This window comes from Campylobacter sp., assembly GCF_020024835.1.
Classification (GTDB): Bacteria; Campylobacterota; Campylobacteria; order Campylobacterales; family Campylobacteraceae; genus Campylobacter_D.
Window position 1 is genome coordinate 1 of the sequence record NZ_JAHHTD010000022.1, and the last position, 24343, is coordinate 24343.

Annotated in this window: 22 protein-coding genes, 1 tRNA gene and 1 pseudogene; 13 read left to right on the plus strand and 11 right to left on the minus strand. The window is 27.5% G+C overall.

The genetic code is table 11. The annotated features are described in order from the left end of the window. Nucleotides 1–1728, minus strand: a pseudogene (locus QZ429_RS04815) (site-specific DNA-methyltransferase); the annotation flags it as partial. Nucleotides 1729–2113: 385 nt separating this feature from the next. Between QZ429_RS04815 and QZ429_RS04820 the strand changes: the two are divergent. Next, nucleotides 2114–2533 (plus strand): TOBE domain-containing protein, encoded by a 420-nt coding sequence (locus QZ429_RS04820; protein WP_291951891.1) that lies wholly within the window; start codon nucleotides 2114–2116, stop codon nucleotides 2531–2533. A gap of 299 nt (nucleotides 2534–2832) precedes the next feature. Here the strand turns inward: QZ429_RS04820 and QZ429_RS04825 are convergent. The 3 genes from QZ429_RS04825 to QZ429_RS04835 form a co-directional block, all read right to left on the minus strand. After that, nucleotides 2833–2908, minus strand: a tRNA-Val gene (locus QZ429_RS04825). Nucleotides 2909–2957: 49 nt separating this feature from the next. Beyond that, nucleotides 2958–4148, minus strand: a complete 1191-nt coding sequence (locus QZ429_RS04830; RefSeq protein WP_291951894.1) for a replication-associated recombination protein A — start codon at nucleotides 4146–4148, stop codon at nucleotides 2958–2960. Beyond that, a complete protein-coding gene (locus QZ429_RS04835; RefSeq protein WP_291951897.1) occupies nucleotides 4148–5308 on the minus strand; it encodes a hypothetical protein in 1161 nt (386 codons plus the stop codon). The genes QZ429_RS04830 and QZ429_RS04835 overlap by 1 nt, the downstream gene beginning before the upstream one ends. 132 nt (nucleotides 5309–5440) lie before the next feature. On the opposite strand from QZ429_RS04835, the gene glmM reads away from it, so the two are divergent. The 3 genes from glmM to hemJ are packed head-to-tail and all read left to right on the plus strand — an operon-like array spanning nucleotide 5441 to nucleotide 7663. Continuing rightward, nucleotides 5441–6778 (plus strand): phosphoglucosamine mutase, encoded by a 1338-nt coding sequence (gene glmM, locus QZ429_RS04840; RefSeq protein WP_291951900.1) that lies wholly within the window; start codon nucleotides 5441–5443, stop codon nucleotides 6776–6778. Further along, nucleotides 6771–7223 carry a signal peptidase II gene (lspA, locus tag QZ429_RS04845; protein WP_291951903.1) on the plus strand — a complete coding sequence of 151 codons (453 nt, stop codon included), beginning with the start codon at nucleotides 6771–6773 and terminating at the stop codon, nucleotides 7221–7223. The genes glmM and lspA overlap by 8 nt, the downstream gene beginning before the upstream one ends. Next, complete coding sequence (hemJ, locus tag QZ429_RS04850; protein ID WP_291951908.1) at nucleotides 7217–7663, plus strand: protoporphyrinogen oxidase HemJ; 447 nt, start codon at nucleotides 7217–7219, stop codon at nucleotides 7661–7663. Before lspA ends, hemJ begins: the two co-directional genes overlap by 7 nt. 25 nt (nucleotides 7664–7688) lie before the next feature. Here hemJ and QZ429_RS04855 read toward each other — a convergent pair whose 3' ends face one another. Together QZ429_RS04855 and QZ429_RS04860 are read right to left on the minus strand one after the other, a co-directional pair. After that, nucleotides 7689–8363 (minus strand): methyltransferase domain-containing protein, encoded by a 675-nt coding sequence (locus QZ429_RS04855; RefSeq protein ID WP_291951950.1) that lies wholly within the window; start codon nucleotides 8361–8363, stop codon nucleotides 7689–7691. A 61-nt stretch (nucleotides 8364–8424) separates the two neighbouring features. Then, nucleotides 8425–9753, minus strand: a complete 1329-nt coding sequence (locus QZ429_RS04860) for a coproporphyrinogen III oxidase family protein (protein ID WP_291951912.1) — start codon at nucleotides 9751–9753, stop codon at nucleotides 8425–8427. A 73-nt stretch (nucleotides 9754–9826) separates the two neighbouring features. Between QZ429_RS04860 and QZ429_RS04865 the strand changes: the two genes are divergently transcribed. After that, nucleotides 9827–10012: a mini-MOMP protein gene (locus QZ429_RS04865; protein WP_291951915.1), complete on the plus strand. Its 186-nt coding sequence runs from the start codon at nucleotides 9827–9829 to the stop codon at nucleotides 10010–10012. Nucleotides 10013–10024: 12 nt separating this feature from the next. On the opposite strand, the gene QZ429_RS04870 is transcribed toward QZ429_RS04865, so the two are convergent. The 5 genes from QZ429_RS04870 to ccoG form a co-directional block, all read right to left on the minus strand. Beyond that, entirely contained in the window at nucleotides 10025–11467 is a 1443-nt protein-coding gene (locus QZ429_RS04870) for a TolC family protein (RefSeq protein ID WP_291951918.1), read from the minus strand. Next, on the minus strand, nucleotides 11460–14582 hold the full coding sequence (locus tag QZ429_RS04875) for a multidrug efflux RND transporter permease subunit (RefSeq protein ID WP_291951921.1): 3123 nt from the start codon (nucleotides 14580–14582) through the stop codon (nucleotides 11460–11462). The genes QZ429_RS04870 and QZ429_RS04875 overlap by 8 nt, the downstream gene beginning before the upstream one ends. Further along, entirely contained in the window at nucleotides 14582–15676 is a 1095-nt protein-coding gene (locus QZ429_RS04880; protein ID WP_291951924.1) for an efflux RND transporter periplasmic adaptor subunit, read from the minus strand. Before QZ429_RS04880 ends, QZ429_RS04875 begins: the two co-directional genes overlap by 1 nt. 81 nt (nucleotides 15677–15757) lie before the next feature. Then, nucleotides 15758–16381: a TetR/AcrR family transcriptional regulator gene (locus QZ429_RS04885; protein ID WP_291951927.1), complete on the minus strand. Its 624-nt coding sequence runs from the start codon at nucleotides 16379–16381 to the stop codon at nucleotides 15758–15760. A gap of 2 nt (nucleotides 16382–16383) precedes the next feature. Continuing rightward, entirely contained in the window at nucleotides 16384–17748 is a 1365-nt protein-coding gene (gene ccoG / locus QZ429_RS04890) for a cytochrome c oxidase accessory protein CcoG (RefSeq protein ID WP_291951930.1), read from the minus strand. A gap of 169 nt (nucleotides 17749–17917) precedes the next feature. On the opposite strand from ccoG, the gene rpsU reads away from it, so the two are divergent. The 8 genes from rpsU (at nucleotide 17918) to QZ429_RS04930 (ending at nucleotide 24258) form a co-directional block, all read left to right on the plus strand. Then, nucleotides 17918–18130 (plus strand): 30S ribosomal protein S21, encoded by a 213-nt coding sequence (gene rpsU, locus QZ429_RS04895; protein ID WP_002780697.1) that lies wholly within the window; start codon nucleotides 17918–17920, stop codon nucleotides 18128–18130. Between the two features lie 41 nt (nucleotides 18131–18171). Then, the gene (locus tag QZ429_RS04900; RefSeq protein WP_291951932.1) at nucleotides 18172–18777 is read left to right on the plus strand and encodes a LysE family translocator; all 606 of its coding nucleotides are present in this window, start codon (nucleotides 18172–18174) and stop codon (nucleotides 18775–18777) included. A 63-nt stretch (nucleotides 18778–18840) separates the two neighbouring features. Next, nucleotides 18841–19449 carry a UPF0323 family lipoprotein gene (locus tag QZ429_RS04905; protein ID WP_291951935.1) on the plus strand — a complete coding sequence of 203 codons (609 nt, stop codon included), beginning with the start codon at nucleotides 18841–18843 and terminating at the stop codon, nucleotides 19447–19449. A 14-nt stretch (nucleotides 19450–19463) separates the two neighbouring features. Continuing rightward, on the plus strand, nucleotides 19464–20633 hold the full coding sequence (locus tag QZ429_RS04910) for a glutathionylspermidine synthase family protein (RefSeq protein WP_291951938.1): 1170 nt from the start codon (nucleotides 19464–19466) through the stop codon (nucleotides 20631–20633). Then, nucleotides 20630–21562: a D-2-hydroxyacid dehydrogenase gene (locus QZ429_RS04915; RefSeq protein WP_291951941.1), complete on the plus strand. Its 933-nt coding sequence runs from the start codon at nucleotides 20630–20632 to the stop codon at nucleotides 21560–21562. The genes QZ429_RS04910 and QZ429_RS04915 overlap by 4 nt, the downstream gene beginning before the upstream one ends. Then, on the plus strand, nucleotides 21552–22043 hold the full coding sequence (locus QZ429_RS04920; RefSeq protein WP_291951943.1) for a YajQ family cyclic di-GMP-binding protein: 492 nt from the start codon (nucleotides 21552–21554) through the stop codon (nucleotides 22041–22043). The genes QZ429_RS04915 and QZ429_RS04920 overlap by 11 nt, the downstream gene beginning before the upstream one ends. Next, nucleotides 22040–22525, plus strand: coding sequence for a hypothetical protein (locus QZ429_RS04925; RefSeq protein WP_291951945.1), 486 nt, complete (start codon nucleotides 22040–22042; stop codon nucleotides 22523–22525). Before QZ429_RS04920 ends, QZ429_RS04925 begins: the two co-directional genes overlap by 4 nt. Nucleotides 22526–22533: 8 nt before the next feature. After that, entirely contained in the window at nucleotides 22534–24258 is a 1725-nt protein-coding gene (locus QZ429_RS04930) for an ATP-binding protein (RefSeq protein ID WP_291951948.1), read from the plus strand. Nucleotides 24259–24343: the final 85 nt, after the last annotated feature.

Genomic DNA, 24343 nt, shown 5'->3' on the forward strand with positions numbered 1-24343 from the left:
GTCTTAAAATTTCTTTTTTATTTTCTAAATCTAAATTTAAAAATTCTTTATCTTTTAAAATTTCTTTTATATCCACTCTATAATCTAAAAATGCTTTAGATTCTAAATCCTTATAGATTGCTTCTAGCTCTTTTTCATCATTTGAGTTTTGAATTTTTTCTTTATAGAGAGCATTAAGTGGCATAAATTCAGCATAAACGAAACTCCCTCCGCCTTGCCAATTTAAAGCCTTGCTAATGCCTCCTTGCTCGCCATCAATGACTTTTTTAAGTCTTTCTTTTGTGATGGATTCTATATAGTCCATTTGCTCTATGCCTATAAAACGGCGTTTCATTTTCATAGCTACGGCTAAAGTCGTCCCACTACCTGCGAAAAAGTCCATTACAAGATCGTTTTCTTGGGTGGTGTGTTCTAAAATCGTAGCAATCAAACTTTCAGGTTTTGCATTTTTAAATATTTCTGCAAATCCTAGCGGGATCAATTCTTTAGTAGCAACTTGATTCATATAAGCATTATCTACAAAAACCAAACTATCAAAAGTTTTTTGTGTCGTTTTCAAATCCTTTAAATAACGCTTATAAATAAAACCTCTCTCATTTTCTTTATGCTCCTTTTTAAAGCAAATCCGCCCTTCATCTATATGCTTTTGCATAGTTTTTTGTGAAAAACGCCAAAACATACCTACAGGCGGATAATCCACTTTGCCTGTATAAGGATTTTTTATAGCAAAATATCCTGTTTCTTTATTTCCACTTTTTGCACTAGGATTATCACTTATCCAAGCTCCATTAGGATCGTTATCAGAATTTTTATATTTACTTAAATCCTTTTCTCCGCCGAGTAAATTTATCATCTCTTTATTTTTTGCATAACATAATAAAAACTCGTGCTGATAATTTAAACCTACTTTTGCATCATTTGTTGTGCTTTTTGTTTTGCGTATAAAATCGCCTACAAAATTCTCTCTACCAAAAATTTCATCCATTAAAACTTTACAATAATGCACTTCGTGATCATCTAAATTCACAAAAATCACGCCATCATCACTTAAAAATTCCCTTGCTACTTCAAGGCGATTTTTCATAAAAGTTAGCCAAGTAGAGTGATTAAAGCGATCGTTATAATTAAAGCTATCATTTCCTGTGTTATAAGGCGGATCGATATAAATTAGTTTAACTTTTTTAGCAAATTTGCTTTTGAGTGAGTGTAAAGCAAGTAAGTTATTACCTTTTATAAGTAAATTTGGCTTATCTTTTAAAGTGGTCTCATCCCCCCCCCCCCAATAAATTCAAAATTTGATAATGCTTTTTTGCTAAATAGGGCGTCGATTTCATCACTAGCTAAGATTTCATTGAAAAATATTTCTTTTGATTTTTCATCATCTTTACTTTGACTCCCTTTTATAACCCCGTCTTTATAAGCAAAATTTAGCACTACTTCATTATTTGTCTTTAAAAAGCCCTTTGTTTTGAAGCTAAGTCCTATTTTGTTTGCATAAGTGCTAAAGCTACCGCTTAAATTTCTAAGATCTAAAAATGTCAAAAAATCATCGAGTTTAAAAATCAAAGTATTTTTACAAGTTATAAAAAATCTCTTTTTAAATTCATCTTTATACTCACCTTCTAAAAGATAATCTAGTAATTTTTCATCATAATTTTGTGCTAAATTTCTAAGATTTCCTAAAGTTTCAAAATGATTTTCTAAATTTTTTAATAATTCATTTTGCATATATACTCCTATCTATAAAATGGACTTTTAAAGTGTAAATATTTATAAATTGTCCTTTTGGTAATTATATCAAAGATGTTTTTTAATAAAATTGAATAAAAATACATTCTAAAATATTCTTAAGTTTATCTTAGTATCGCAAGGCTGTTAGATTTAATTTTGTTAATTTATACTTAAAGCTTTAATTTATCGGAGTCTTTTAATGCTTTTGTTACTAAAATTTCTTTTATCTGGTGAAAGAATACATAAGTGTAAATTATAATACCTGATTAAGAAAATATTAGTTAAGATAGCAAGAATATAATCATTAAAATCACGATTTATAAAGGGTCTTTATGGGCGAGTGATTTTAGATTATAACGATTTTACAATTTAAGGAATAAAAATGCAAATTAGTGCAAGAAATGTTTTTTCAGGAAAGATAGTGGAGTTAGTTGCAGGTGCGGTAAATACAGAGGTAGTATTAGAGTTAAAAAATGGGATAAAAATTGTTTCAATCATAACTAAAAATTCTATGGAAAATTTAGATCTTAAAGTTGGCAAAGAAGTAAAAGCTATTATCAAATCAACATCAGTTATGTTAAGCAATGATAAAGATCTTAAAATTAGTGCAAGAAATATCTTAAAAGGTAAAATTGCAAATATAAACAAAGGTGCAGTTAGTGCTGAAGTTGGTTTAGATTTAGGAGAAAATCAAATTTTAACATCATTGATCACATTAAATTCTGCTCAAAATATCGATTTTAAAGTCGGTGATGAGGTTTGTGGAATCATCAAATCAACTTCAGTAATGATAGGTTTATAAGTCAATAAACTTATGCTTACTTAAGCAAAGAATATTTTAAAATCGCTAAGTTCTAAAATATTCTTAAGCTTCTTTTGGCATTGTAAGGATATTAGATTTTATATCTACTAAAATAAGCTTTCTTTTAATCTTAAGTAAATTTAAGTTTAAATATTTTATTTTCACTTTTATGAAAATCTATATTTTCCTTGCTTTTTAGACACTACTTTTATCAATAAATTTTAGCTTTCATACTTGCTTTTAATAAGGATTAGTTAGATTTAAATACTCTTATAGTAGTTTAGTGAGAGAATGCAAAATGGTGGCTCCGATTGGACTTGAACCAACGACCACCACCATGTCAAGGTGGTGCTCTACCAACTGAGCTACGGAACCATTAAGGTAAAAATTATATAAAAATTTTTTTATAATGTGCTTAAAATGATTATGTTTTATGTTTTTTTATTTGTGCTAACCATAAATTTAATTGTTGTTCAAATCCTATATTTTTACTATGATAAAATTTCAAGTCTTTTTCTAAATATTTTTGTTTAACCCAGCCTCCAAAATTATGTGGATAAAGGTAGTTTTTTCTTTGAGGATTGTTATTATCAAGATAAGGTAGGATTTTTAAAGCAGGATTATTTTTGACATAATCTAAAGCCTTATTTATAGCTAGATAACTTGAATTTGATTTAGGAGAGCTTGCTAAAAATACTACACATTGTGCTAAGATGATTTTAGCTTCAGGATAACCTATGTTTTTAACTGCTATGAGTGTGCTTGTGGCTAAATTTAAGGCTTGGGGATTGGCATTAGAGATATCTTCACTAGCAAAAATAACTAATCTTCTAGCTATAAAATCAGCACTTTCTCCGTCATTGATTAATCTAGCAAGATAATACAAGCTAGCATCTATATCGCTTCCTCTTAAGCTTTTAATTAGAGAACTTAAGAGTTTATAATGCATATCTTTGCTTGAAGCACCATCGCTTAAAACATTTGATCTTAATTTTTTTAAAGTTTGAAGTTTTATATGTAAAGGATCAAGGGCTAATGCAAATTCGCATAAATTTAAAAAACTTCTTGCGTCATTTGCACTTGAATTGATTAAAAAATCTTTAGCATTATCATCAATTGTGCAGTTTAATTCTTTTTGCACTCTTAAGGCTAATTTTTCTAAATCTTGATAACTTAAACCTTGAAATTCAAAAAGCATACTTCTGCTTCTAATACCAGAAGTTAATGCAAAATAAGGATTTTCAGTGCTTGCACCTATAAAAATACAATGTTGATTTTCTAGCGGGACTAAAAGCATTTCTTGTTGAGTTTTTGAAAGTCTATGAATTTCATCTATGAAAATTAAAGGCTTATAGAGTGAATTTTCATATTGATTTATCACTTTTCTTAAATCATCAAGTTTAAAATTTCCTCCATCAAATTCATAAAAATCAAGTTTAAAATCAAAAGCTATAGCTCTAGCAAAAGAAGTTTTCCCACATCCTGCTGGTCCAAAAAATATGCTATGCGGAAGTTTTGAAAGAGATATAAATTTTTTAAAAATTTCTACTAAATTTTCTTGCCCTAAAACTTCATTAAGAGTTTTAGGACGGAATTTGAGGCTTAGATTACTCATTAATATGACATAAAATCTACTTGCTTGCCATTTATGATTGTTTTTACATCAGTTTTGTTTGAATCATCATAAATTAAATCAAATACATAAGTTCCATTTTGATCTACAAAATAGGTATCAAAATTTTTTAAATTATTGATAATTTGACTTGGAAGTAGTTGAGATTGAATGTGAATTTGGCTTTTTACTGAATTATCTTTAACGATAGTTTGACCATTTGCGGTAAATTTTTTATTTTCTTTTGAAAATGAGAAATCATCTAGTAAAATTTGAGGATTACTTTGGAAAAAATTATCGATTAAAGAAAACAAATGAACTTGAGAATTTTGTATTATTTTATCATAAGCTTCTTTGGAAATGTTTTTAAAATCTATAGCTAAGGCCATATCATCTAAGATAAAATTATTTTGTAAAAGTTGTAATTTTTCAAGATTTACTTTTAAGGCATTGTCATAATTATTTTGTGAATTTGTTGTAGTTTTTGTTTGGATATTTAATTTTTTTAAGATTATTTCATTTAAAAAATTTATATTTTCTATTGTTGTATTTTGTTCGCTATTGCGTGCAGGATTGAAAATATCTTCAAATTTTAATTTATTTATAGGAGTTTCAAAAATTTTTATATTTTTTAATTCTATTACTTCATCATCTTGAGATGATTGCTTAAAAAAGATGTAATTAGCATTTAGTTGCATATTATCTACAAAAATATCATTACCATTGATGATAAGATTTAAATCTTTTACAACAATATCTGTATCATTATATGTGGTATTAAGATCGCTTAATTTCGCATTTGCTATGATTTTGTTGTTTAATTTTGTGTTAATGAGTATTTTTAAAATTTCTTCATTAGGAAATACATTTTTTAAATCTTCATTTTCATTGAAAATTGAAATTTTTACGTTATTGCTTGTTAAAATGATATTAGAAAAATCAACTTGAGCTTTAAAGCTATAGGAAGGATCGTTAAAAATTATTCTAAATTCTCCCTTAGAATTTAATAATCCTTTAGTGTAATTTACGTCTTTTATTTTATAATAAGATGTATTTTTACTGATATAAGAAAATACTTTTTCATTTAAAGAATTCATATAAAAACTTGAAGCAAAAAATAAAATAAATGCTAAAACTACTATACCCGCGATAATTTTTTTCATTAAATACCCTTTTTAAATTTAGTTTTAAAATTATATATTGATTTTACAAACTGATGATAATATTTTGTTTATATTTAGACATTGCTTAACTTTATTTTTTATAATTTAGCATTTAAATTAAGAAAGGAATGTATGAAACTCTTCGGAACAGATGGCGTTCGCGGTAAAGCGGGGGAATTTTTAGACTCTTTTTTAGCAATGCGTTTAGCTATGGCAGCAGGAATTTATTTTAAAGATAAGGCAGTTACTAATAGTATTTTAGTAGGAAAAGATACTAGAAGAAGTGGATATATGATAGAAAATGCTATTGTTTCAGGACTAACTTCCATAGGCTATAATGTCATAGAGATAGGTCCTATGCCAACTCCAGCGATTGCTTTTTTAACTGAAGATATGCGATGTGATGCTGGGATTATGATTTCTGCGTCGCATAATCCTTACTACGATAATGGCATTAAATTCTTTGACGCACACGGCAATAAACTTGATGAACAAGCAGAATCTCACATAGAAGAAATTTATTTTAATGATAAATTAATAGAAGAAGCAAAAACGATTAAATCCCAAATTGGTCAAGCAAAAAGAATTGATGATGTTGTTGGTAGATATATTGTTTCTATTAAAAATTCTTTTCCTAAAAATTTAACTCTTAAATCTTTACGTATAGTGCTTGATGTAGCTAATGGGGCAGCTTATAAAGTAGCACCAACTATTTTTAAAGAGCTAGGTGCTGATGTAATTGTAATTAATGATAAGCCTAATGGCTTAAATATCAATGACAATTGCGGTGCTTTACACCCTTTAAATTTAGCTTTAGAGGTAAAAAAATTTAGAGCTGATGTTGGTTTTGCTTTTGATGGAGATGCTGATCGTTTAGTTGTGGTTGATGAGAAAGGTGAGGTAGCTCACGGAGATAGTTTGATCGGAGTATTGGCTTTGTTTTTAAAAAAGCAAGGCAAGTTAAAATCAAGTGTTATTAGCACTATTATGAGTAATGGTGCTTTGGGAGAATTTTTAAACAAACACAAAATTAAACACAAAATTTGCAATGTCGGCGATAAATATGTGTTAGAAAAATTAAAAGAATGTGAAGGAAATTTTGGTGGCGAGCAAAGTGGCCATATTATTTTTAGTGATTATGCTAAAACTGGAGATGGCTTAGTAGCAGCTTTGCAATTTAGTGCTTTAATGCTTAGCGAAGAAAAGAATGCAAGTGAAATTTTAAATCAAATAAAACCTTATCCACAACTTTTGCATAATCTTAAAATTTCGCAAAAGAAAGATTTATCTCAAATAGAAGGCTTGCAAGCTTTAAAACAAGATTTGCAAAAGAAAGGAATTTCAAGTTTATTTAGATATTCAGGAACTGAAAATTTAATACGTTTATTGTTAGAAGCAAAAGATACAAAGCTTTTAGAAAAACAAATGAAAGAAGTAGAAAATTTCTTTATGAAAGCACTTAATGCTTAAAATTTTTTCTTTAAAATTTTGGTTGATTTTTATTTTTGTTTTTATTCTTGATCAAGTTAGCAAGTATGTATTTTTGCAAGGATTTACGTATAAAGGTGAATTTTTTGATTTGATTTTGACTTATAATACAGGCGTTGCTTTTTCTATGTTTGCTTTTTTAGGCGAGTATTTAAAATATATACAACTTGTTTTTATTTTGTTTTTATTTTGCTACTTGCTTTATCAAAAGGAATTTTTAACAACTCATATTGTAGCTTTTGCAATAATGTTAAGTGCAGGATGTTCTAATTTACTCGATAGATTTATACATATTGGAGTGGTTGATTTTGTTTTTTGGCACAAATGGTTTGAATTTGCTGTTTTTAATTTTGCCGATGTTATGATAAATGTTAGTGTTGCTTTGATTTTAATAAAAGAAATTTTTAATAAAGGAAGAAAATGTTAGATTTTTTAAATGAATGGTATTTATGGATTAAAATGGTCCATTATTTAGCTTTTGTATCTTGGATGGCTGGAATGTTTTATTTGCCAAGACTTTTTGTATATCATAGCGAATATAACCATAATAAAAATTTTGTTGATGTGGTAAAAATTCAAGAGAGAAAATTATATTTTTATATACAAACTCCAGCTATGATAGCTACCATAATAACAGGTGCTTTAATGATAATGGCTAATAAATATGTGATGGTTGGTGGATATATGCACGTAAAATTAACTTGTGCATTGCTTTTGATTATTTATCATTTTCAAAATTATTATTATTTAAGACAACTTCACAATGATACGTGTAAAAAAAGCGGGAAGTTTTTTAGAATTTATAATGAAATACCAACAATTTTATTTATCATTATAGCCATTATGATGGTAGTAAAACCATTTTAAAGCAAAGTATTTTGCTTTAAAATATTTATTTTTGTCCTATGTAAATAAAATGCTGCACACTTCCTTCAAAATTATATAAATTCATAAGCTCATAATCTCCCCAAAATAAAGGCTTAAAAGGTTCAAAGCTATTTTTTAAATCTTGTATATCTTTAGTAAATCTCATATAAGTTGAGCTATTTAATCTCCCTGTGTGTTTAACTTCACATAATCCATTTTCTAAAGCCTCACTTCTTTCAAAAGCACTATATCCTTTATCACTCATCATAGTTGCAAAAATTATCGCTCCGTCATTGCACATATCATAAAATTCTTGTATGGTATTTTTAAAATCATCTAAAGGTAGATAATACAGACTTTGATTTGCAAAAATTAAATCCATTTTTTCATTAAATAAATTTTTTATGCTAGCATTAGGTTTGATGACATAAAAATTGTTTTCATTTATATTTGTATCATTTTTCCAAGTGGTATTTAAACTTTCTACTATATCAACGCCAAAAGTTTTAAAACCTTTTGTTTGAAGATACTTAGAATGAATTCCATTGCCACAACCAAAATCAAGCACATTTCCAGTAGTTTTTTGAAGTTTATATTTTAGAATTCTTTCATAAAATCTTATTACGTGCCCATCAGGATATTGCAAGCCATAGTTTTCTTGGTCGTATTTTTGGGTATAAGCTTTTAAAGAATTGTCAATCATAAATTTGCTCCTTGCATATTTTGATGACAATTATATATATATATATATATATAAAGGCTTAAAATTTCATATTATTAATTAAAGGATCAACATTTTCATACATAATATTAATACGTTCTTTATCTTTAATACGCTTATCGTCTCGAAATACAGCACGCACTAAATCCATACCAGTATAAAAATCTTTCATTAAGACCATAAATAAATAATACCCAAATTCGCTTGCATACAAGATATTTTTATCTTGTATTATTGCCTTGCTTGCTTTAAGCCCTAAAAGTTCTATGAAAAGTTCTTTTTCAATGTTGCAATTTAAAATTTTATTAAATTGATTAATTGCAACTTTTCCAGTAAATATTTCTGTTAAAAATGCGTATTTTATAATTTCTTTTTTGCTAAATTTTACTTTAGCGATATTGGCATTTTGTTTTTCTTGTATCAATTTAGAATAATCATTTAAATTAAAGGCGTTTATTAAAAGCTCTCCGTCTAAAAAACTAAAAGCCCCGCTGCCAACACCTAAATACTCACGATGAGAGCTTACGTATTCATCATTAAAATTGCTTTTTTCTAAAGAGAAAGACCACGCATTATTTCTTTCATAATCCTTAAAATAATCTACTATTGTGTTATAAAATTCTAATTCATTATCTTGAAAACTTACTCCTAAAGTTTTAGCAATATTATCTTTAGTGAGATTTGATTTCATAAGCGGGTAAGTGGTGATTTGTTGAGGTTTTAAATTCTTTGCAATTTCTAAATCTTTTAATAACTGCTCCTTAGTTTGACTTGGGAAATTAAAAATTAAATCAAGGCTTGTAATAGGAAGTATCCCTATAGCTTTAGAAAGCTTTGCTTGAAGCTCTTTGCTTGAGCCAAATTTATCGTATCTAGCCACTTTTTTTAAAATATCATCATTAAAACTTTGCACTCCACAACTTAAACGATCAATTAAACCTATAAATATTTTTAATTTTTCAGGCTTTATATGATTAGGATCTGTTTCACAAGAAATTTCTTTTATATTGAAAAGCTTTTTGCAAAGTTCTAAAGTTTTAGCTAATTCTTCTTCATTAATTAAAGTCGTCCCTCCGCCAATATACATAGAGGTAAAATCAAATCCTTTGCATTTTACTTGTTTAATTTCTTCTCTTAAGCTTTTAAAATATTTTTTTGCTAAATTTTCATCATAGTGGTATTTATGAAAGCTACAATATGGACAAAAAGTATGGCAAAATGGTATATGTATATAAAGCATATAAGATTTATCTATATTTGCCTTTTTGTCTTGTCCGTTTTTTAAAAGTTGCACATTAAAACCATTTTTTAAGGATTTTTGCATAGTTTTGTGCGAGTAAAAAAACGCTATTTTTTGTAAAAAATTCATATTTAGCCTAAAATATTGAATTATAATTATCTAAAAAAGGTAATAATTAATATTATTTTTTGAAAGTTTAAATATGAAAAATTTATACATTGTTTTGTTTATTTTAGTATCTATGTTATTTAGCATTTTAAATAGTGCTCCTTTAGATGAAATTTTCCAAGATGTTAATGTTTCAGGTAGTGTGCGTTATCGTTTTGAGCATAACAATCCAAAAAACAAAAATAAAAGCAACTTGCGTCAAAGAATTCAAATGCATTAATATCAAATAAATTTAATTATTATAAAAGTTATTTTTTAGATTTTCTTCCATTTCTTTGATATTGTTTTTTGAATTATCTTTTGCATTAAATCCGCCACCAAAAGCTTTTATAACATCTACAATAGAATTTGCTAACTCATAAGAAGAATTAGTATAAGAAAGTTTTGCATTAAGATAATTTCTTTGATCTTGTAAATAATCAGCTAAATTTATTACGCCACTTTCATATTTTAAACTAGATATTTCATAAATTTTACTTTGAGCTAAAAATAAATTCTTGTAATTTTTTTCATTTTCATAATAGCTTTTGCGATTAAACAAGGCAAGTTGGATTTCTGCAAAAGCTTTTCTTAAAGTATTTTCATATTGTAAAAAAGCTTCATCTTTGCTAAGTTTTGCAATATTTACATTATTATAAATTTCACCCCAATGAAAAATAGGCATCATAAAATTTCCAGCTACGCCCCAAGTTCCACTACCATTTTTGACCAATAAATCTAAGTCTTTGCTATCATATCCTAAGAGTCCAGTTAAAGAAAGATTTGGCAAAAATGCACTTCTTGCAACACCCACAAGATAGTTTTTCTCTTCAAGTATTTTTAAGCTACTTTGAATGTCAGGTCTTTGAAGTAAAATTTCACTTCCTATTCCTTGAGGTATATTGATGTCATATTGTCCAATCTTTGTATAATTAATGCCATTATAGAGTATATCATCAATGTCATTTGAAGTTAATATTTTTAAAGCTTTAATATTGCTTTCTTTTTGAATTTTAGCATTTGTAAGTAGGATTTTAGAATTATCAAGTTCTACTTTAAATTTATTTAACTCATATTCGCCTATAACGCCTATTTTAAAAAGTTCTAGTTTTAAATTATAAGTATTTTGATAGCTTTGGACATTTTCTTCTAAAATTTTAATTTGCTCACTCAAGCTTGCTATGTTAAAATAAGTTTTTGTAACATTAGAAATCAAACTAAGTCTAGCACTTTCATAGTCAAATTCACTTGCTTGAAGTTTTGATTTTGAAGCACCATAATTATCTCTGTATTTTCCCCAAAGATCAACTTCATAACTTAAATTTAAACCCAATTTAAAATCATTTGCATAGATAAATTTTTTGCTTTTATTACTTGGAGCATTAATACTAGTTTTAGATCTTGCACCTTCTGCACTGCCATCAAGTTTAGGAAATATATCGCTTCTTGATATACCCAAAGCTTCATAGGCTTTTTGTAAATTTATATAAGCTATTTGCAAATCGTTATTGTTTTTTAAAGCTTGTTCTACTAGAAGATTTAGATTATCATCATTAAACATCTTCCACCATTGTGTATTGATACTAATATTTTCATCTAAGCTTTTAGTGTAATTTACATCAGCTATTTTTAAACTAGGTTTTAAACTACAAGCTGTTATAAGAAAACAACTTATGAAGATTAGGATTTTACGCATTTGTTTTACCTCTTTTAGTATCTAGCCATTTGTTAAAACTTTCTAGTATATAGAAAAACAAAGGCACAAAAAATATCGCAATAGTAGAAGCAGCTATCATACCACCTATAACACCTGTGCCTATAGCGTGGCGACTTGCACTTCCTGCTCCATAAGCGAAAAATAAAGGTAAAATACCACAAATAAATGCTAATGAAGTCATAACAATAGGTCTAAATCTTAATTTTGCTGCATTAACAGCAGATTCAAAGATACTTTTACCTTTTTGTAAATGTTCTTCCATAGCAAATTCTACGATTAAGATTGCATTTTTAGCAGAAAGTCCTATAAGAAGCAAAAGTCCTGTTTGAAAATATATATCATTTTCTAAACCTCTAAGCCATACAAAAAGCAATGAACCAAAGACTGCAAATGGAACAGCGGTAATAACTGCTAGAGGCATTAGCCATCTTTCATATTGTGCTGCTAAAATTAAGAAAACAAACAAAAGTCCCAATGCAAATGCAACTGAACCTGTTCCACTGCTTGTTACTTCTTGATAAGCTGATCCTGACCATGCTATGGAGTATTCTTCGCCTAAAGTTTCTTTTGCAATTGCAGCGATTGTGTCTATAGCTTGACCTGAAGTATATCCAGTCGCAGGATCACCTTGCACTAGTGCTGATGGAAACATATTAAAACGTTTTACATCATCAGGACCAACACTTCTTGATAATGTTAATATACTATCAAGTGCAATCATTGAGCCATTTTTTGATCGAACAAAAATATTTTTTAAAGCATTTTGTGTATTCCTAAAATCACCAATAGCACTAATATTAACGCGATAATTTTTTCCTAACATAGAAAAATCATTAACATAATAAGTCCCTATGGTTGCATTTAAAGTGCTAAATATATCGTTTAAATTTAAATCATAAAGTTTTATTTTATCACGATTAATTTCTAATTTTAATTGAGGAAAATTAGTATCTAATGTCGTTCTTACGTTTTTAAGTCCTGGGTGTTTATTTGCTGCTTCAATTAATTTATTTACATCAATTTGAATTTCATCATAACTTTTTCCATTACGATTTTGCACATACATTTCAAAGCCACCAGTTAAGCTTAAGCCTTGTATTGGTGGTGGATTTATAAAGAATGATTGAGAGTTAGGATTTAGAAAGTATTGTCTATTATACATATTGGTTATATCAAAACTACTTACATTTCTATTATTCCAATCTTTTAAATTGACAAACATTGTCCCTGTATTTTCTTTTAAAGAGCCTGTAAAAAGGTCATATCCTATAAGTGCTACTATATTGGCAATATTTTCATTTTTTCCTATTTCTTTAGACATAGTATCCATTACTTGTGTAGTTCTACTTAAAGAAGAAGCAGCTGGTAAATTTACAACAGATAAAAAACTTCCTTGATCTTCATTAGGGACTAAAGAATGAGGAACTATTTTGAATAATCCAACTAATCCTACTAAAAATATAACAAATACAAGAACAAATCTTATCGTTCTTTTTAGCATATATGCTACGCCTGCACCAAAAATATTAATAGACCAATCAAATATATCATTAAATTTTTTTACAAAATAAAATGGCTTGTTTTCATTTCTTCTTAAAAACATAGCACATAAAGACGGAGTTAAAGTGAGTGCAACAAAGCCTGATATAGTAACAGATATTGCTAAGGTAATAGCAAATTGCCTTTGAATTTCTCCTACAAATCCTGATACAAAAGAAACAGGTATAAATACAGCACAAAGCACAAGAACGATAGAAACTACTGGAGCAGCAACTTCATCCATAGCCTTAATAGCTGCATCTTTTATGCTTATATTGGGATCTTCGTGTATAATTCTATCTATATTTTCTACAACAATAATAGCATCATCAACAACTATGCCAATGGCTAAAACTAATGCAAATAAAGTTAATAAATTTATACTAAAACCTAGCACATAAAGCCCTGCAAAAGTCCCTAAAATAGATACTGGAACAGCTATCATTGGGATTATAGTTGAACGGAAATTTTTTAAAAATAGATACATTACAACTACAACAAGAAGTAATGCTTCAAAGAATGTTTTTATCACTTCTTTTATAGATGCTTTGATGAATAAAGTTGTATTATAAGGCACTTTATAAGCTAAGCCTTCTGGAAAATTTTTAGAGAGCTCTTGAAATTTAGCTTGTATTAATTCTGCTGTATTGACTGCATTAGCACCTGTTTGTAAGAAAATTAATATAGGCGTAGCACTACTTCCGTTTAATCTACCATTAAAGGTATATTCTCTTGATCCTAAGCCAACTTCTGCTACGTCTTTTAATCTTAAAAGCGAACCATCAGCATTGCCTCGTAAAATAATATTTTCAAATTCTTTAGGATTTTCTAATCTTCCTTGCATAGTTACTGAATACACATAAGGAGATCGTTCTACTACAGGTTCTTGTCCTATTTTACCTGTAGCGTATTGAGTATTTTGTTCTTTTACTGCGGTAATTACATCTGCTGCGGTAATTTGATATTTATTGAGCAAATCAGGATTTAGCCAAATTCTCATAGAATAATCCCTAGAACCCATAGCAATTGCATTTCCAACTCCAGGAACTCTAGCAAGATCATCTAAAATATTTAAAGCAACGTAATTATACACATCTAGTGCATTCATAGAACCATCAGGCGAATATAATGTCGCAACCTCTAAGATACTAGAACCTGTTTTTTTAACACTTATTCCAGTTTTTTTAACATTTTCAGGAAGTTTTGCCATAGCGGCTGAAATTCTATTATTTACATCTACTGTCGCTTGATCAGGATCAGTTCCTATATTAAAGTATATACTTAAACTCATTTCACCTGAGGAGCTTGAGGTTGAGTCCATATAAATCATATTTTCAACGCCATTAATTGCATCTTCGAGTGGAATAGCAACGGTTTGTGCGATAGTTTGTGCATCAGCACCTGCATAAGTAGCACTTACTTTAACTACTGGAGGTGTTAAAGAAGGATATTGTTCTACAGGTAAAGAATAAAGCCCAATAATTCCAGTGAGTGAAATTATAATAGCAACAACACTAGCAAACACCGGTCTTTCTATAAAAAATTTAGAAAACATTATTGATTCCCCGCTATGCTAACACTTGCACCAGGTCGAATTTTTTTAAAATTATTGATAATAACCTTATCTCCATTTTTTAAACCCGTATCAATGATGGCTTTATCTGATGTTTGATAAATCACATTAACAATAGTTTTGACTACTTTTCCATCTACTAAGGTATATACAAAAGTAATGCTATCATCTTGCAAAAGTGCAACTTGTGGAATTTCAAAACCATCTTTTTGAACAAAACCTTTAACAACCACATTTGCAAATGAACCAGGCATTAAATTTGAAATATTATTATCAAATATAGCTTTAGCCTTTACTCCACCACTATTTGTATCTATAACATTATCTATAAAATACAATTTTCCATCATAAAATTCACTACCTACTTGTGCTTTAACTTGAACATTTTCTAATTGCCAATTTCCATCTTTTATATTTTTATTCATATTAATTTTATCTACATCTGAAATATAAAAATCTGCATATATAGGATTGATATTTGTAATACGCACAAGTTCTGTATTTGAAGCATTAACATAATCACCTATATCCATAAGGCTATCTCCTAAAATACCATTAAATGGTGCGCTTACTATAGTGTATTTTAGATCTAATTTTGCATTAGCAAGCTTTGCTCTAGAACTTTCTAAAGTAGCTTTAGTAGAGTTAAATTTGGCTAAACTCGCATCGAATTCTTTTTGGGAAATAGCGTTTTTTTCTATCAATATACTATCTCTTTCAAAATTTTTTTGTGCATCTTCAAAATTTGCTTTTGCAACTAATGTATCTGCATATGCGACATCTACATTAGCCTGATATTTATCAGGTTCAATTAAAAATAATTTATCACCTTTTTTTACAGCTTGACCACTTCTAAAATATTTTTTTTTGATTTCACCGCTAACTTTTGGTTTAATTATGACATCTAAATCAGTATTTAACCTCGCAGGATAAGAAAACTCTAAAGGCAAATCTTGACTTTGCATTGTTATGACATTTACTGGTTGGGGTGGGAGTTGTTTTTTTTGGACTTTTTTCTCATCTAAGCAAGCTGTTAAAAATAAAAAAGCACATAAAATAATAATTTTAGTTTTCATTGAATTCCTTAATAAACAAATAATTCTTAAAAATGTAATTAAAATTACAAAAATATTTTGACAAATTTTAACAATTTTAAGTTAATTAAAATTAACAATACCTTGTGTAAAAAGCTTAACAATTTTTTGTGCATATGCTTTTTGTTGTTTTTTATTCATAGAAATTTGATTTGCAAATGTGCTTTGTATAAAAAAAGAACCTCTAAGCATAGCGCAAAAAGTATGACTTAAAAATTTTGCATTTTTTGCTATGTCTTTATTTTCTTTTGAAAATCTTTGTTGGAGTATAAAATTTATATTTGTTTTGTTATCGCCTTTTAACCATTTCATAAAATCTATTTTTTCATTATAAACTTCAGAGTATAAAAGTCTTGTTATGGCTATGGTTTTTGAGTTATTAAAAATTTCAAGATAAGCTAACGCAAAATAATATAAAAAATCTTCTAAATTATCATCATCTTTAGCTTGCATATGATCGTTAAAAATTTTTAAAAAGTGGTTTTGAGCAAAATCATTTAAAACAGCTTCAAATAACCCTTCTTTGTTTTTATAATGTTCATACACAGAAGAAAAAGAACCCCCAGTTTCTTTAATGATATCTTTAAGACTTGTTGATTCATAGCCATTTTTTAAAAATGATTCTGCAGCGATTTGTTTTATTTTTTCAAGTCGCACTTGTGATTTTGAGCTAATTTTTTTATCCATATTTATTTATTATTTAATGAAGAATTTTTAGGATAAACAAAATTACTTTTTCTAAAAACGACTATTTTATCATCATCAAGTGCATAAGCTTTAATCACTATAGGAATAATACTATCCTTGCGATTATTATTTGCAAGTCTTTTTTTAGCTTTTAATACCACTATTTGTTTATTTTTTTCTCCAGCATTTAATACAAATGGCTTTTTAGGTTTTATAATTTCTAAACTTTCTTCCATATTGCTTAAATTTACATCAAAATAGTATTTATGTGGTTTATTATCTGTATTTTGAAATAAAAACACATAAGCATTAGTAACTTCTACTTCATTGTGAGTTTTTGTTATTTGATATAGTTCGCTTGAGCGATTAATATTTAAGAGCATATTTTCTTTTTTATTTCCCATTAGTGCTAGTATAGCAAATACAATGCACAAAATTATTAAATATCCAATCGTTCTAAATCTAAAATATTTTACCTTTTGTGTATTTTCTATAGCTTTAGCACTTGTCCAGCTAATTAAACTTGGACGATTAAATTTTGCTTGAACTTTAGAGCACGCATCAACACATTCAAGGCAATTAATACACTCAAGTTGCATACCTTGTCGTATATCTATGTGAGTTGGGCAAATTTTCACACAGGCTTCACATCCTATACATTCTCCTTGAGGAGGTTTTTTGTAAAGTTTTGTGTGCTTATTATATATTATCCCACCTCTTTTATCATTGTAGATTACTTGGATTGTGTTATTATCAAACATAACAGATTGGATTCTTGCATAAGGACATACGTAAATACAAAAGTTTTCAGCTAAATAAACAATGTCAAAACTAAAAGCTAAAGAAGTGCAAAATAAAATTCCTAAAAGCAATAAATGATCTTTAGGATTTTGCATATAAGTAAAAAATTCTTCAGGTGGGATAAAATACCACAAAAAAGCACTCATCATAATAAGAGAAAACATATAAAATATCACAATACTTAAGATCTTTTTTATAAAAGATCCTTGTGCTATTTTTTGTTTATTTTCAACACTTTTATAAATTTTTAAAATTTTAGTTTGCAAAAGATCTCTGTAGATTACTCTAGCCATAGTTTGGGGACAAACCCATGCACACCAAACTCTTCCTGCAAGTGTTGTTACAAAAAGTATCGTTAAAAATATACCCATAATTATAAAAGGCATAAGATATAATTCTTGTGTATTAAAAGCAACAAAAAATAAATTTAATTTTTTATGATCAAAACTTAGTAAGAAAAAATGATTTTCATTGATTTTAATAAAAGGTAGTAAAATAAAAATTATTATAGATACGACATAAGTTATATATCTTTTTTTAGTAAAATTTGTAACATAATTACTCATCAAGTATCCTTTATGGATTTAACTCATATAATTTTAATCTTATAAAAATTAAAACATTCTTTACTTTATATTACCAATAATTTATTTTTCATATACACCTTTACATTTGCTATCATAAATATGATATAATCTCATTCCCCATAAATTTTAATGAAAGGTGGTGAGGGTCGTGCCAGGAATTAAGGTGCATCCTAATGAGTCTTTTGATGAGGCATATAGAAAATTTAAAAAGCAAGTAGATAGGAATTTAGTTGTTACTGAAGTTCGTGCTAGAAGATTTTTCGAGCCTATGACTGAAATTCGTAAAAAACAGAAAATTTCAGCTCGTAAAAAAATGCTTAAAAGACTTTATATGCTTAGACGCTACGAGTCAAGACTCTAGTATTAGCAAAAGCCGAGTGATCGGCTTTATCTTAAAATATTATGTTTTTTTCTATCTTAATCATTCATTTTTTTGGACTTTTATTACCAGGACCTGATTTTTTATTAGTGAGCTCTTATGCTTTGAAAAATGGTATTAAAAATGCTTTAAAAGCAAGCTTTGGCGTGAGTGTTGCTATGAGTGTTTGGATTATTTTTTCTATACTCGGATTAAGTGTAATATTTCATCAATTTCCATTTTTGCAAGTAGTTTTATCAAGTTGTGGTGCTTTTTATCTTTTATATTTAGCTTTTATTGTTTATAAAAATGCAAAAAATGGTAAATTAAAAATGCAATATATTTTTACATCTCCGTTTTTTAATGGATTTTTAACTAATTTATCAAATCCAAAAGCAATTTTTTACTTTGCTAGCGTATTTTCAAATTTTAATTTTGATACAATGCAAAATATTGTGTTTATTATGATGATAGTATTATTTTTAGAAACTCTTATATATTTTTCGCTTGTGAGTATTTTATTTTCAAATACTTTTATAGTTAAATTTTATGAGAAAAATTTAAAATCAATTGATTATCTTAGTGCTTTTATATTTTTTATTTTTGCATTTTATATTTTGTTGGATAATTTATATTCTTTTGCTAAATAGTGATTATTTTTTGTTAATATATTCATTAGGAAATTAAATTTTTATATTTATCTAGGAAGTATTATGAAATACATAAAAACTATATTAAAACTTAGTATGATAAGCGGTATGGCTGCTATTAGCTCGGGTGCTTTGATTGCTTGTGGTGGGTCAAATACGGATTCAAATAGTGCTTTAAATCAAGCAAATACACAAGGTGCTTTTGTTATCATTGAAGAAACTGCACCAAATCAATACAAAATAAAAGATCAATTTCCAAGTGATGAAACTAGAGTTGTATTAAAGCAATTAGACGGCACTGAAAGAGTATTAAGCAAAGAAGAAATGGATAAGCTTATACAAGAAGAAGCTGCAAAAATTGATAATGGAACTTCAAATTTAACTAATCCTAATGGCACTCAAATGAGTAGCGGAGGACTTTCTTTAGGTGAAACATTGCTTGCAAGTGCAGCTGGAGCTATACTTGGTAGTTGGATTGGTTCAAAACTTTTTAATAATCAAAATTTTACTAATAGACAAAGAGGAGCTTTTTCTAATCAAAGTGCTTATCAACGAAGTGTAAATAGCTTTAATAAAGCTGGAGCGACTCCAAATTCTAGCACAGCTACTAAAAAATCTGGATTTTTTAGTGGTGGATCAAAAACTAGTTCCCAAAAATCTTTTAGTTCATAGTTACAAGGAAAAATATGAAATTTTTAAAAGTAAATCCTTTGGAAAAATCTTATTTAGATAAAATTGGTTTTTCGTGGCATACAGATACAGACGGAAGTGATTATTTAGATTCAAATTTAGTGTGTGTTAGTGAAGATGAAGTTAAGGCATATTATGAAGCAGCTAATGAGCTTTATGATATGTTTGTAGCAGCAGCACAAGAGGTTATTGATAATAATCGTTTTGATGAACTTGGTATCCCATTTAATTTAGTAGAAGCTATAAAGATGAGTTGGGAAAATGAAGTGCATTGGCATTTATATGGGAGGTTTGATTTTGCAGGTGGTTTAGATGGACAGCCTATCAAACTTATAGAATTTAATGCTGATACGCCAACATCTTTGTTTGAAAGTGCTATTTTGCAATGGGCTATTTTAAAACAAAATAATTTAGATGAAAGTTCTCAATTTAATAATATTTATGAAGCTTTGAAAGATAATTTTAAAAGATTAGTTGTTTTAGATGAAGATATAAATGATTTTGAAAAGTATTATGAAGGTTGGAAAATTTTATTCTCTTCTATTGCAGGTAGTGATGAGGATATGATTACAACAAAACTTTTAGCATATATTGCTCAAGAAGCAGGTTTTGAAAGTGAATTTTCCTATATTGATGAGGTGGAATTTTCACCTGAGGGGATTTTCAAAAATGATGTTAATTTTGAATATTTTTTTAAATTAATACCTTGGGAAAGTATAGCTATAGAAGAGGGCGAACTTGCAATGCTTTTAACACAAATTATGCAAAATCAAAAAGCCATTATTTTAAATCCTGCTTATACTTTACTTTTTCAAAGTAAGGGCATAATGAAAATTTTGTGGGAGCTTTATCCACATCATCATTTATTATTAGAAACAGATGATAAGCCTTTAATAGAAAAAAAATGTGTTAAAAAGCCGGTTTTTGGTAGAGAAGGTGCTAATATTTCTATTATAGAATCAAATGGTGATGTTAGTTTTCAAACAGATGGAGATTATAAAAATAATCGTTTTGTATATCAAGAATTTACCAACTTCAATCAAAATGATAATATGTATTATCAAGCAGGAGTTTTCTTTGCTTATGAGGGTTGTGGTTTGGGTTTTAGAAAAGGAGGTCTCGTGCTTGATAATTATTCTAAATTTGTAGGTCATATTGTAAAATGAAAATAGTGTGTCTTGATGCTTCCACTTTAGGAGGGGCAGATTTATCGATTTTTAAAGAATTTGGCGAGCTAGAAGTTTATGATTTAACTTCAAAAGAAGATGTTATTGCAAGAATTTCTAATGCTCAAGTGGTGATGATTAATAAAATAATCATCGATAAAGAAGTGATGGATCAAACAAATTTAAAGCTTATTTTGCAACTTAGCACAGGTGTTAATAACATTGATATGTCTTATGCAAAACAAAAAGGTATAGTGGTTAAAAATGCTGTTGGGTATTCTACTAAAAGTGTTTTAGGCCACACTTTTGCTTTAATATTAGCTTTTTTAAATCATATTCCATATTATGATAAATGGAGTAAAGAGGGAAAATGGTGTAAAAGCCCTATATTTACGGATTTTAGTAGAACTTTGCATTCTTTAGATGGAAAAAAACATGGTATTATAGGACTTGGAACTATAGGAAAAGAAGTCGCACAAACTTCTATGCTTTTTGGATCTAGTGTGTATTATTATTCTACTTCGGGTGCTAATTTTGATAAACAATACAAAAAAGTAAGTCTTGAAGAGCTTTTAACAATATGTGATGTAATCAGTATCCACGCACCTTTAAATGAAAAAACTAAGAATTTAATTACAAAAAAAGAATTAAAACTTCTTAAAGATGGAGCAATTTTGATTAATGTGGGTCGTGGTGGTATAATCAATGAAGATGATTTAGCTTGGGCTATAGACGCAAAAAATATTAAGGCTGGGCTTGATGTGCTAGAGATTGAACCTATGATAAAAAATCATTCTTTATCTCAAATAAAAAATAAAGAAAATTTAATTATTACTCCACATATTGCTTGGGCTAGTGCAGAGTCTATTCAAAATTTAATTCAAATAGTGTATAAAAATTTTAAGGAGTATATGGAAAATGGCAAATGAACATAGCTTTGATATAAGTGGAGAGATTGATAAGCAAGAATTAAAAAATGCTTTAGAGCAAGCTAAAAAAGAACTAGATAGTAGATATGATTTAAAAGGTATTAAAAGCGATATAGAGCTTAATGAAAAAGAAAGCATTTATAAGCTTGTTTGTTCTAGTGAGGCTAAAATTGAAGTCTTAAAAGATATAATTATTTCAAAACTTATTAAAAGAGGGATTAATCCTAATGGCATTAAGGAGTTAAATAAAGAAAGTGGGGCCAATTTTAGATTGGCCTTAAAAGTTAATGATGCCATTGACGCAGATAGTGCTAAAAAAATTAATAAAGCTATAAAAGATAGTAAATTAAAAGTAAGCTCAAGCATAAGAGGAAATGAGATTAGAGTAGTTGGAAAGCAAATTGATGATTTGCAAAGCGTAATGAAGGTAGTAAAAGATTTAAATTTAGAATTAAATCTTAGTTTTAAAAATTTAAAATGAAAAATATTTTAAAACAGGTATTTTTATTTTTTTTATGTATATTTTTAAGCTCGTGTGCTTTAAAAAATAAGATAAATTCACAGAGTGTTTTTGTTGTTTTGAAAACTCCGCAAATTAAATTTGCAGATTATGGTTTTTTGTATGAAAAAAATAAATCAATCATAATGGAGCTTTACAATACTTCCAAACCAGTGCTAGAATTAAAAATTACGGATAAAATTTGTATTAATGGCGTGTGTTATTTAAAGCAAAATTTTAATAAGAAGTTTTTTAATTACGAGTATTATGGTGATTTTTTACAAGAACTTATTAGCAAAAAACAGCTTTATAAAGGAAAAAATACAACCTTAACACCTTGTGGATTTAGTCAAAGATTAATGAGTAAAAACTATGATATTTTTTATGAAGTTTGTGATAATAATATGAGTTTTATAGATAAACAATCAAAGATTAAATTTAGTATAGTTTATACTAGTAATTAAAGGAAAAAATGCAAGAATTAAAATTATTTTTAAAAAATACCACAAAAAGTGATATATATCAGAATTTACAATGCAATGAAAATGAAGTATTGATTTTAAAACAATTGTGCAAAAATTATTTGCAAGCAAATGCAAGCATTAGTGCATATAGCTTACTTAGTGAAGTTTTTGGGCAAGAAGAATATCAATATCTTGATCATTTAAGTGATTTAAAAAATCTTATAGAAAAAGGTTTTATTATTCAAATTTTTTCTGATTTTAAAATAAGTAAGAATTCAAATTTAGTTTTAAATTTGCTTCAAAGTGATTTGAGTTTAAGTGAAGTATTTTTGCAGGTTTTAGAAAATAAACAAATTGATGATTTTTTAGAAGATGGTCCATATGAGGATTATACAGCGTATTTAAATGATGAATTTTTTAGAGTAGAGTTGTATCAAAGATTAAGATTTCTCATTCAAAATACTGCAAATATTAAAATTAAAGAAGATATAAAAAAATTTGAAAATTGTATCAAAAGGCGTCTAAGCAAAAGCAAAATAACCAATATTTTAGCAGATATATTCAAAGAGCATAATTTAAATAAAAAAGAACGTTTGATATTTATTAGTTTATTAAAAGAGGAGTATTTATTAAATACAGAAAATTCTTATAGTAGAGATTATAATTTTTTACTTCATTTAATTAGTGATGATGAAGATGATAAAAAACAAAACCAAATTTTATTAGATGAGGATTCTAAGCTTTTAAATTCTAATTTAATTGAAATGGACGAGTTTATAAATTCTTTAGGAGATATATCTAAAACTTTTTATTTGAGTGATGATATATTGCAAAAAATTGTTAATTTTAAAGAACCAAAGAAAAATAAAAGAATTCAATTAAAAAATCTAGTCCAAGAGCAAGATATTTTTGAATTGATAGAGCCAAATGTAGATATAAAAGATGTCATAATGCCTCAAAATACCAAGAAATTATTAGAGGATATTTTAAAACAGCAAGATAAAAAAGTGCTTGAAAGATTAAATAAATGGGGTATAAAAAATAACAAAAATATGGAAGCTAAGATTATTTTTTATGGTCCTGCTGGAACTGGTAAAACAATGAGTGCATTAAGTATGGCTAAGGCTATGAAAAAAATGGTATTAAGTTTTGATTGTTCTAAAATTTTAAGCAAATATGTAGGTGAAAGCGAGCAAAATGTTAGAAAAATTTTTGATACCTATAAAGAATTGTGTCAAAATAGCAAGCAAAATCCTATTTTACTTTTAAATGAAGCAGATCAATTTTTAAGCACTAGAATTGAAAGTAGTGGCGGTGCTGACAAGATGCACAATCAAATGCAAAATATTTTTTTAGAGCAAATTGAAAAATTTAATGGAGTGATAATAGCAACAACAAATTTCTTAGAAAGCTTAGATATAGCTTTTTCAAGAAGATTTGATTATAAAATAGAATTTAAAAAACCTGATTTTGATCAAAGATTAATGATATGGAAAAAATCATTACCTAAAAATGCGAAATTTGACACGAAATTTGATTTAAAAATTTTGGCAAATTATGATTTAAGCGGTGCGCAAATTGTAATGGTTGTAAAAAATACAGCATTAAAAGCTGCCATTGCAAAAGATGGCGTATTTAAAATGAGCTATTTTATGGAAACTATAGAGAAAGAATTGCAGTCTTCTTTTGATAAAAATAAAATAGTTGGTTTTCAACAATCACAATACATTTAAGTTATAAAATTAATTTTGATTTTTAAATATAATATAAACAAGATAAAGTATTAACTTTATCTTGTTTTGAGGCTTAGAATTTCTT

What these genes read in the sequence shown, in the direction of transcription:
- QZ429_RS04830 (WP_291951894.1), bottom strand. Translation starts at nt 4,148, where the DNA reads ATGAGTAATCTAAGCCTCAAATTCCGTCCTAAAACTCTTAATGAAGTT.
- QZ429_RS04910 (WP_291951938.1), top strand. Translation starts at nt 19,464, where the DNA reads ATGAAATTTTTAAAAGTAAATCCTTTGGAAAAATCTTATTTAGATAAA.
- QZ429_RS04915 (WP_291951941.1), top strand. Translation starts at nt 20,630, where the DNA reads ATGAAAATAGTGTGTCTTGATGCTTCCACTTTAGGAGGGGCAGATTTA.
- QZ429_RS04875 (WP_291951921.1), bottom strand. Translation starts at nt 14,582, where the DNA reads ATGTTTTCTAAATTTTTTATAGAAAGACCGGTGTTTGCTAGTGTTGTT.
- QZ429_RS04900 (WP_291951932.1), top strand. Translation starts at nt 18,172, where the DNA reads ATGTTTTTTTCTATCTTAATCATTCATTTTTTTGGACTTTTATTACCA.
- ccoG (WP_291951930.1), bottom strand. Translation starts at nt 17,748, where the DNA reads ATGAGTAATTATGTTACAAATTTTACTAAAAAAAGATATATAACTTAT.
- QZ429_RS04860 (WP_291951912.1), bottom strand. Translation starts at nt 9,753, where the DNA reads ATGAATTTTTTACAAAAAATAGCGTTTTTTTACTCGCACAAAACTATG.
- glmM (WP_291951900.1), top strand. Translation starts at nt 5,441, where the DNA reads ATGAAACTCTTCGGAACAGATGGCGTTCGCGGTAAAGCGGGGGAATTT.
- QZ429_RS04905 (WP_291951935.1), top strand. Translation starts at nt 18,841, where the DNA reads ATGAAATACATAAAAACTATATTAAAACTTAGTATGATAAGCGGTATG.
- QZ429_RS04865 (WP_291951915.1), top strand. Translation starts at nt 9,827, where the DNA reads ATGAAAAATTTATACATTGTTTTGTTTATTTTAGTATCTATGTTATTT.
- lspA (WP_291951903.1), top strand. Translation starts at nt 6,771, where the DNA reads ATGCTTAAAATTTTTTCTTTAAAATTTTGGTTGATTTTTATTTTTGTT.
- QZ429_RS04870 (WP_291951918.1), bottom strand. Translation starts at nt 11,467, where the DNA reads ATGCGTAAAATCCTAATCTTCATAAGTTGTTTTCTTATAACAGCTTGT.
- QZ429_RS04880 (WP_291951924.1), bottom strand. Translation starts at nt 15,676, where the DNA reads ATGAAAACTAAAATTATTATTTTATGTGCTTTTTTATTTTTAACAGCT.
- QZ429_RS04930 (WP_291951948.1), top strand. Translation starts at nt 22,534, where the DNA reads ATGCAAGAATTAAAATTATTTTTAAAAAATACCACAAAAAGTGATATA.
- QZ429_RS04920 (WP_291951943.1), top strand. Translation starts at nt 21,552, where the DNA reads ATGGCAAATGAACATAGCTTTGATATAAGTGGAGAGATTGATAAGCAA.
- QZ429_RS04925 (WP_291951945.1), top strand. Translation starts at nt 22,040, where the DNA reads ATGAAAAATATTTTAAAACAGGTATTTTTATTTTTTTTATGTATATTT.
- QZ429_RS04820 (WP_291951891.1), top strand. Translation starts at nt 2,114, where the DNA reads ATGCAAATTAGTGCAAGAAATGTTTTTTCAGGAAAGATAGTGGAGTTA.
- QZ429_RS04885 (WP_291951927.1), bottom strand. Translation starts at nt 16,381, where the DNA reads ATGGATAAAAAAATTAGCTCAAAATCACAAGTGCGACTTGAAAAAATA.
- hemJ (WP_291951908.1), top strand. Translation starts at nt 7,217, where the DNA reads ATGTTAGATTTTTTAAATGAATGGTATTTATGGATTAAAATGGTCCAT.
- QZ429_RS04835 (WP_291951897.1), bottom strand. Translation starts at nt 5,308, where the DNA reads ATGAAAAAAATTATCGCGGGTATAGTAGTTTTAGCATTTATTTTATTT.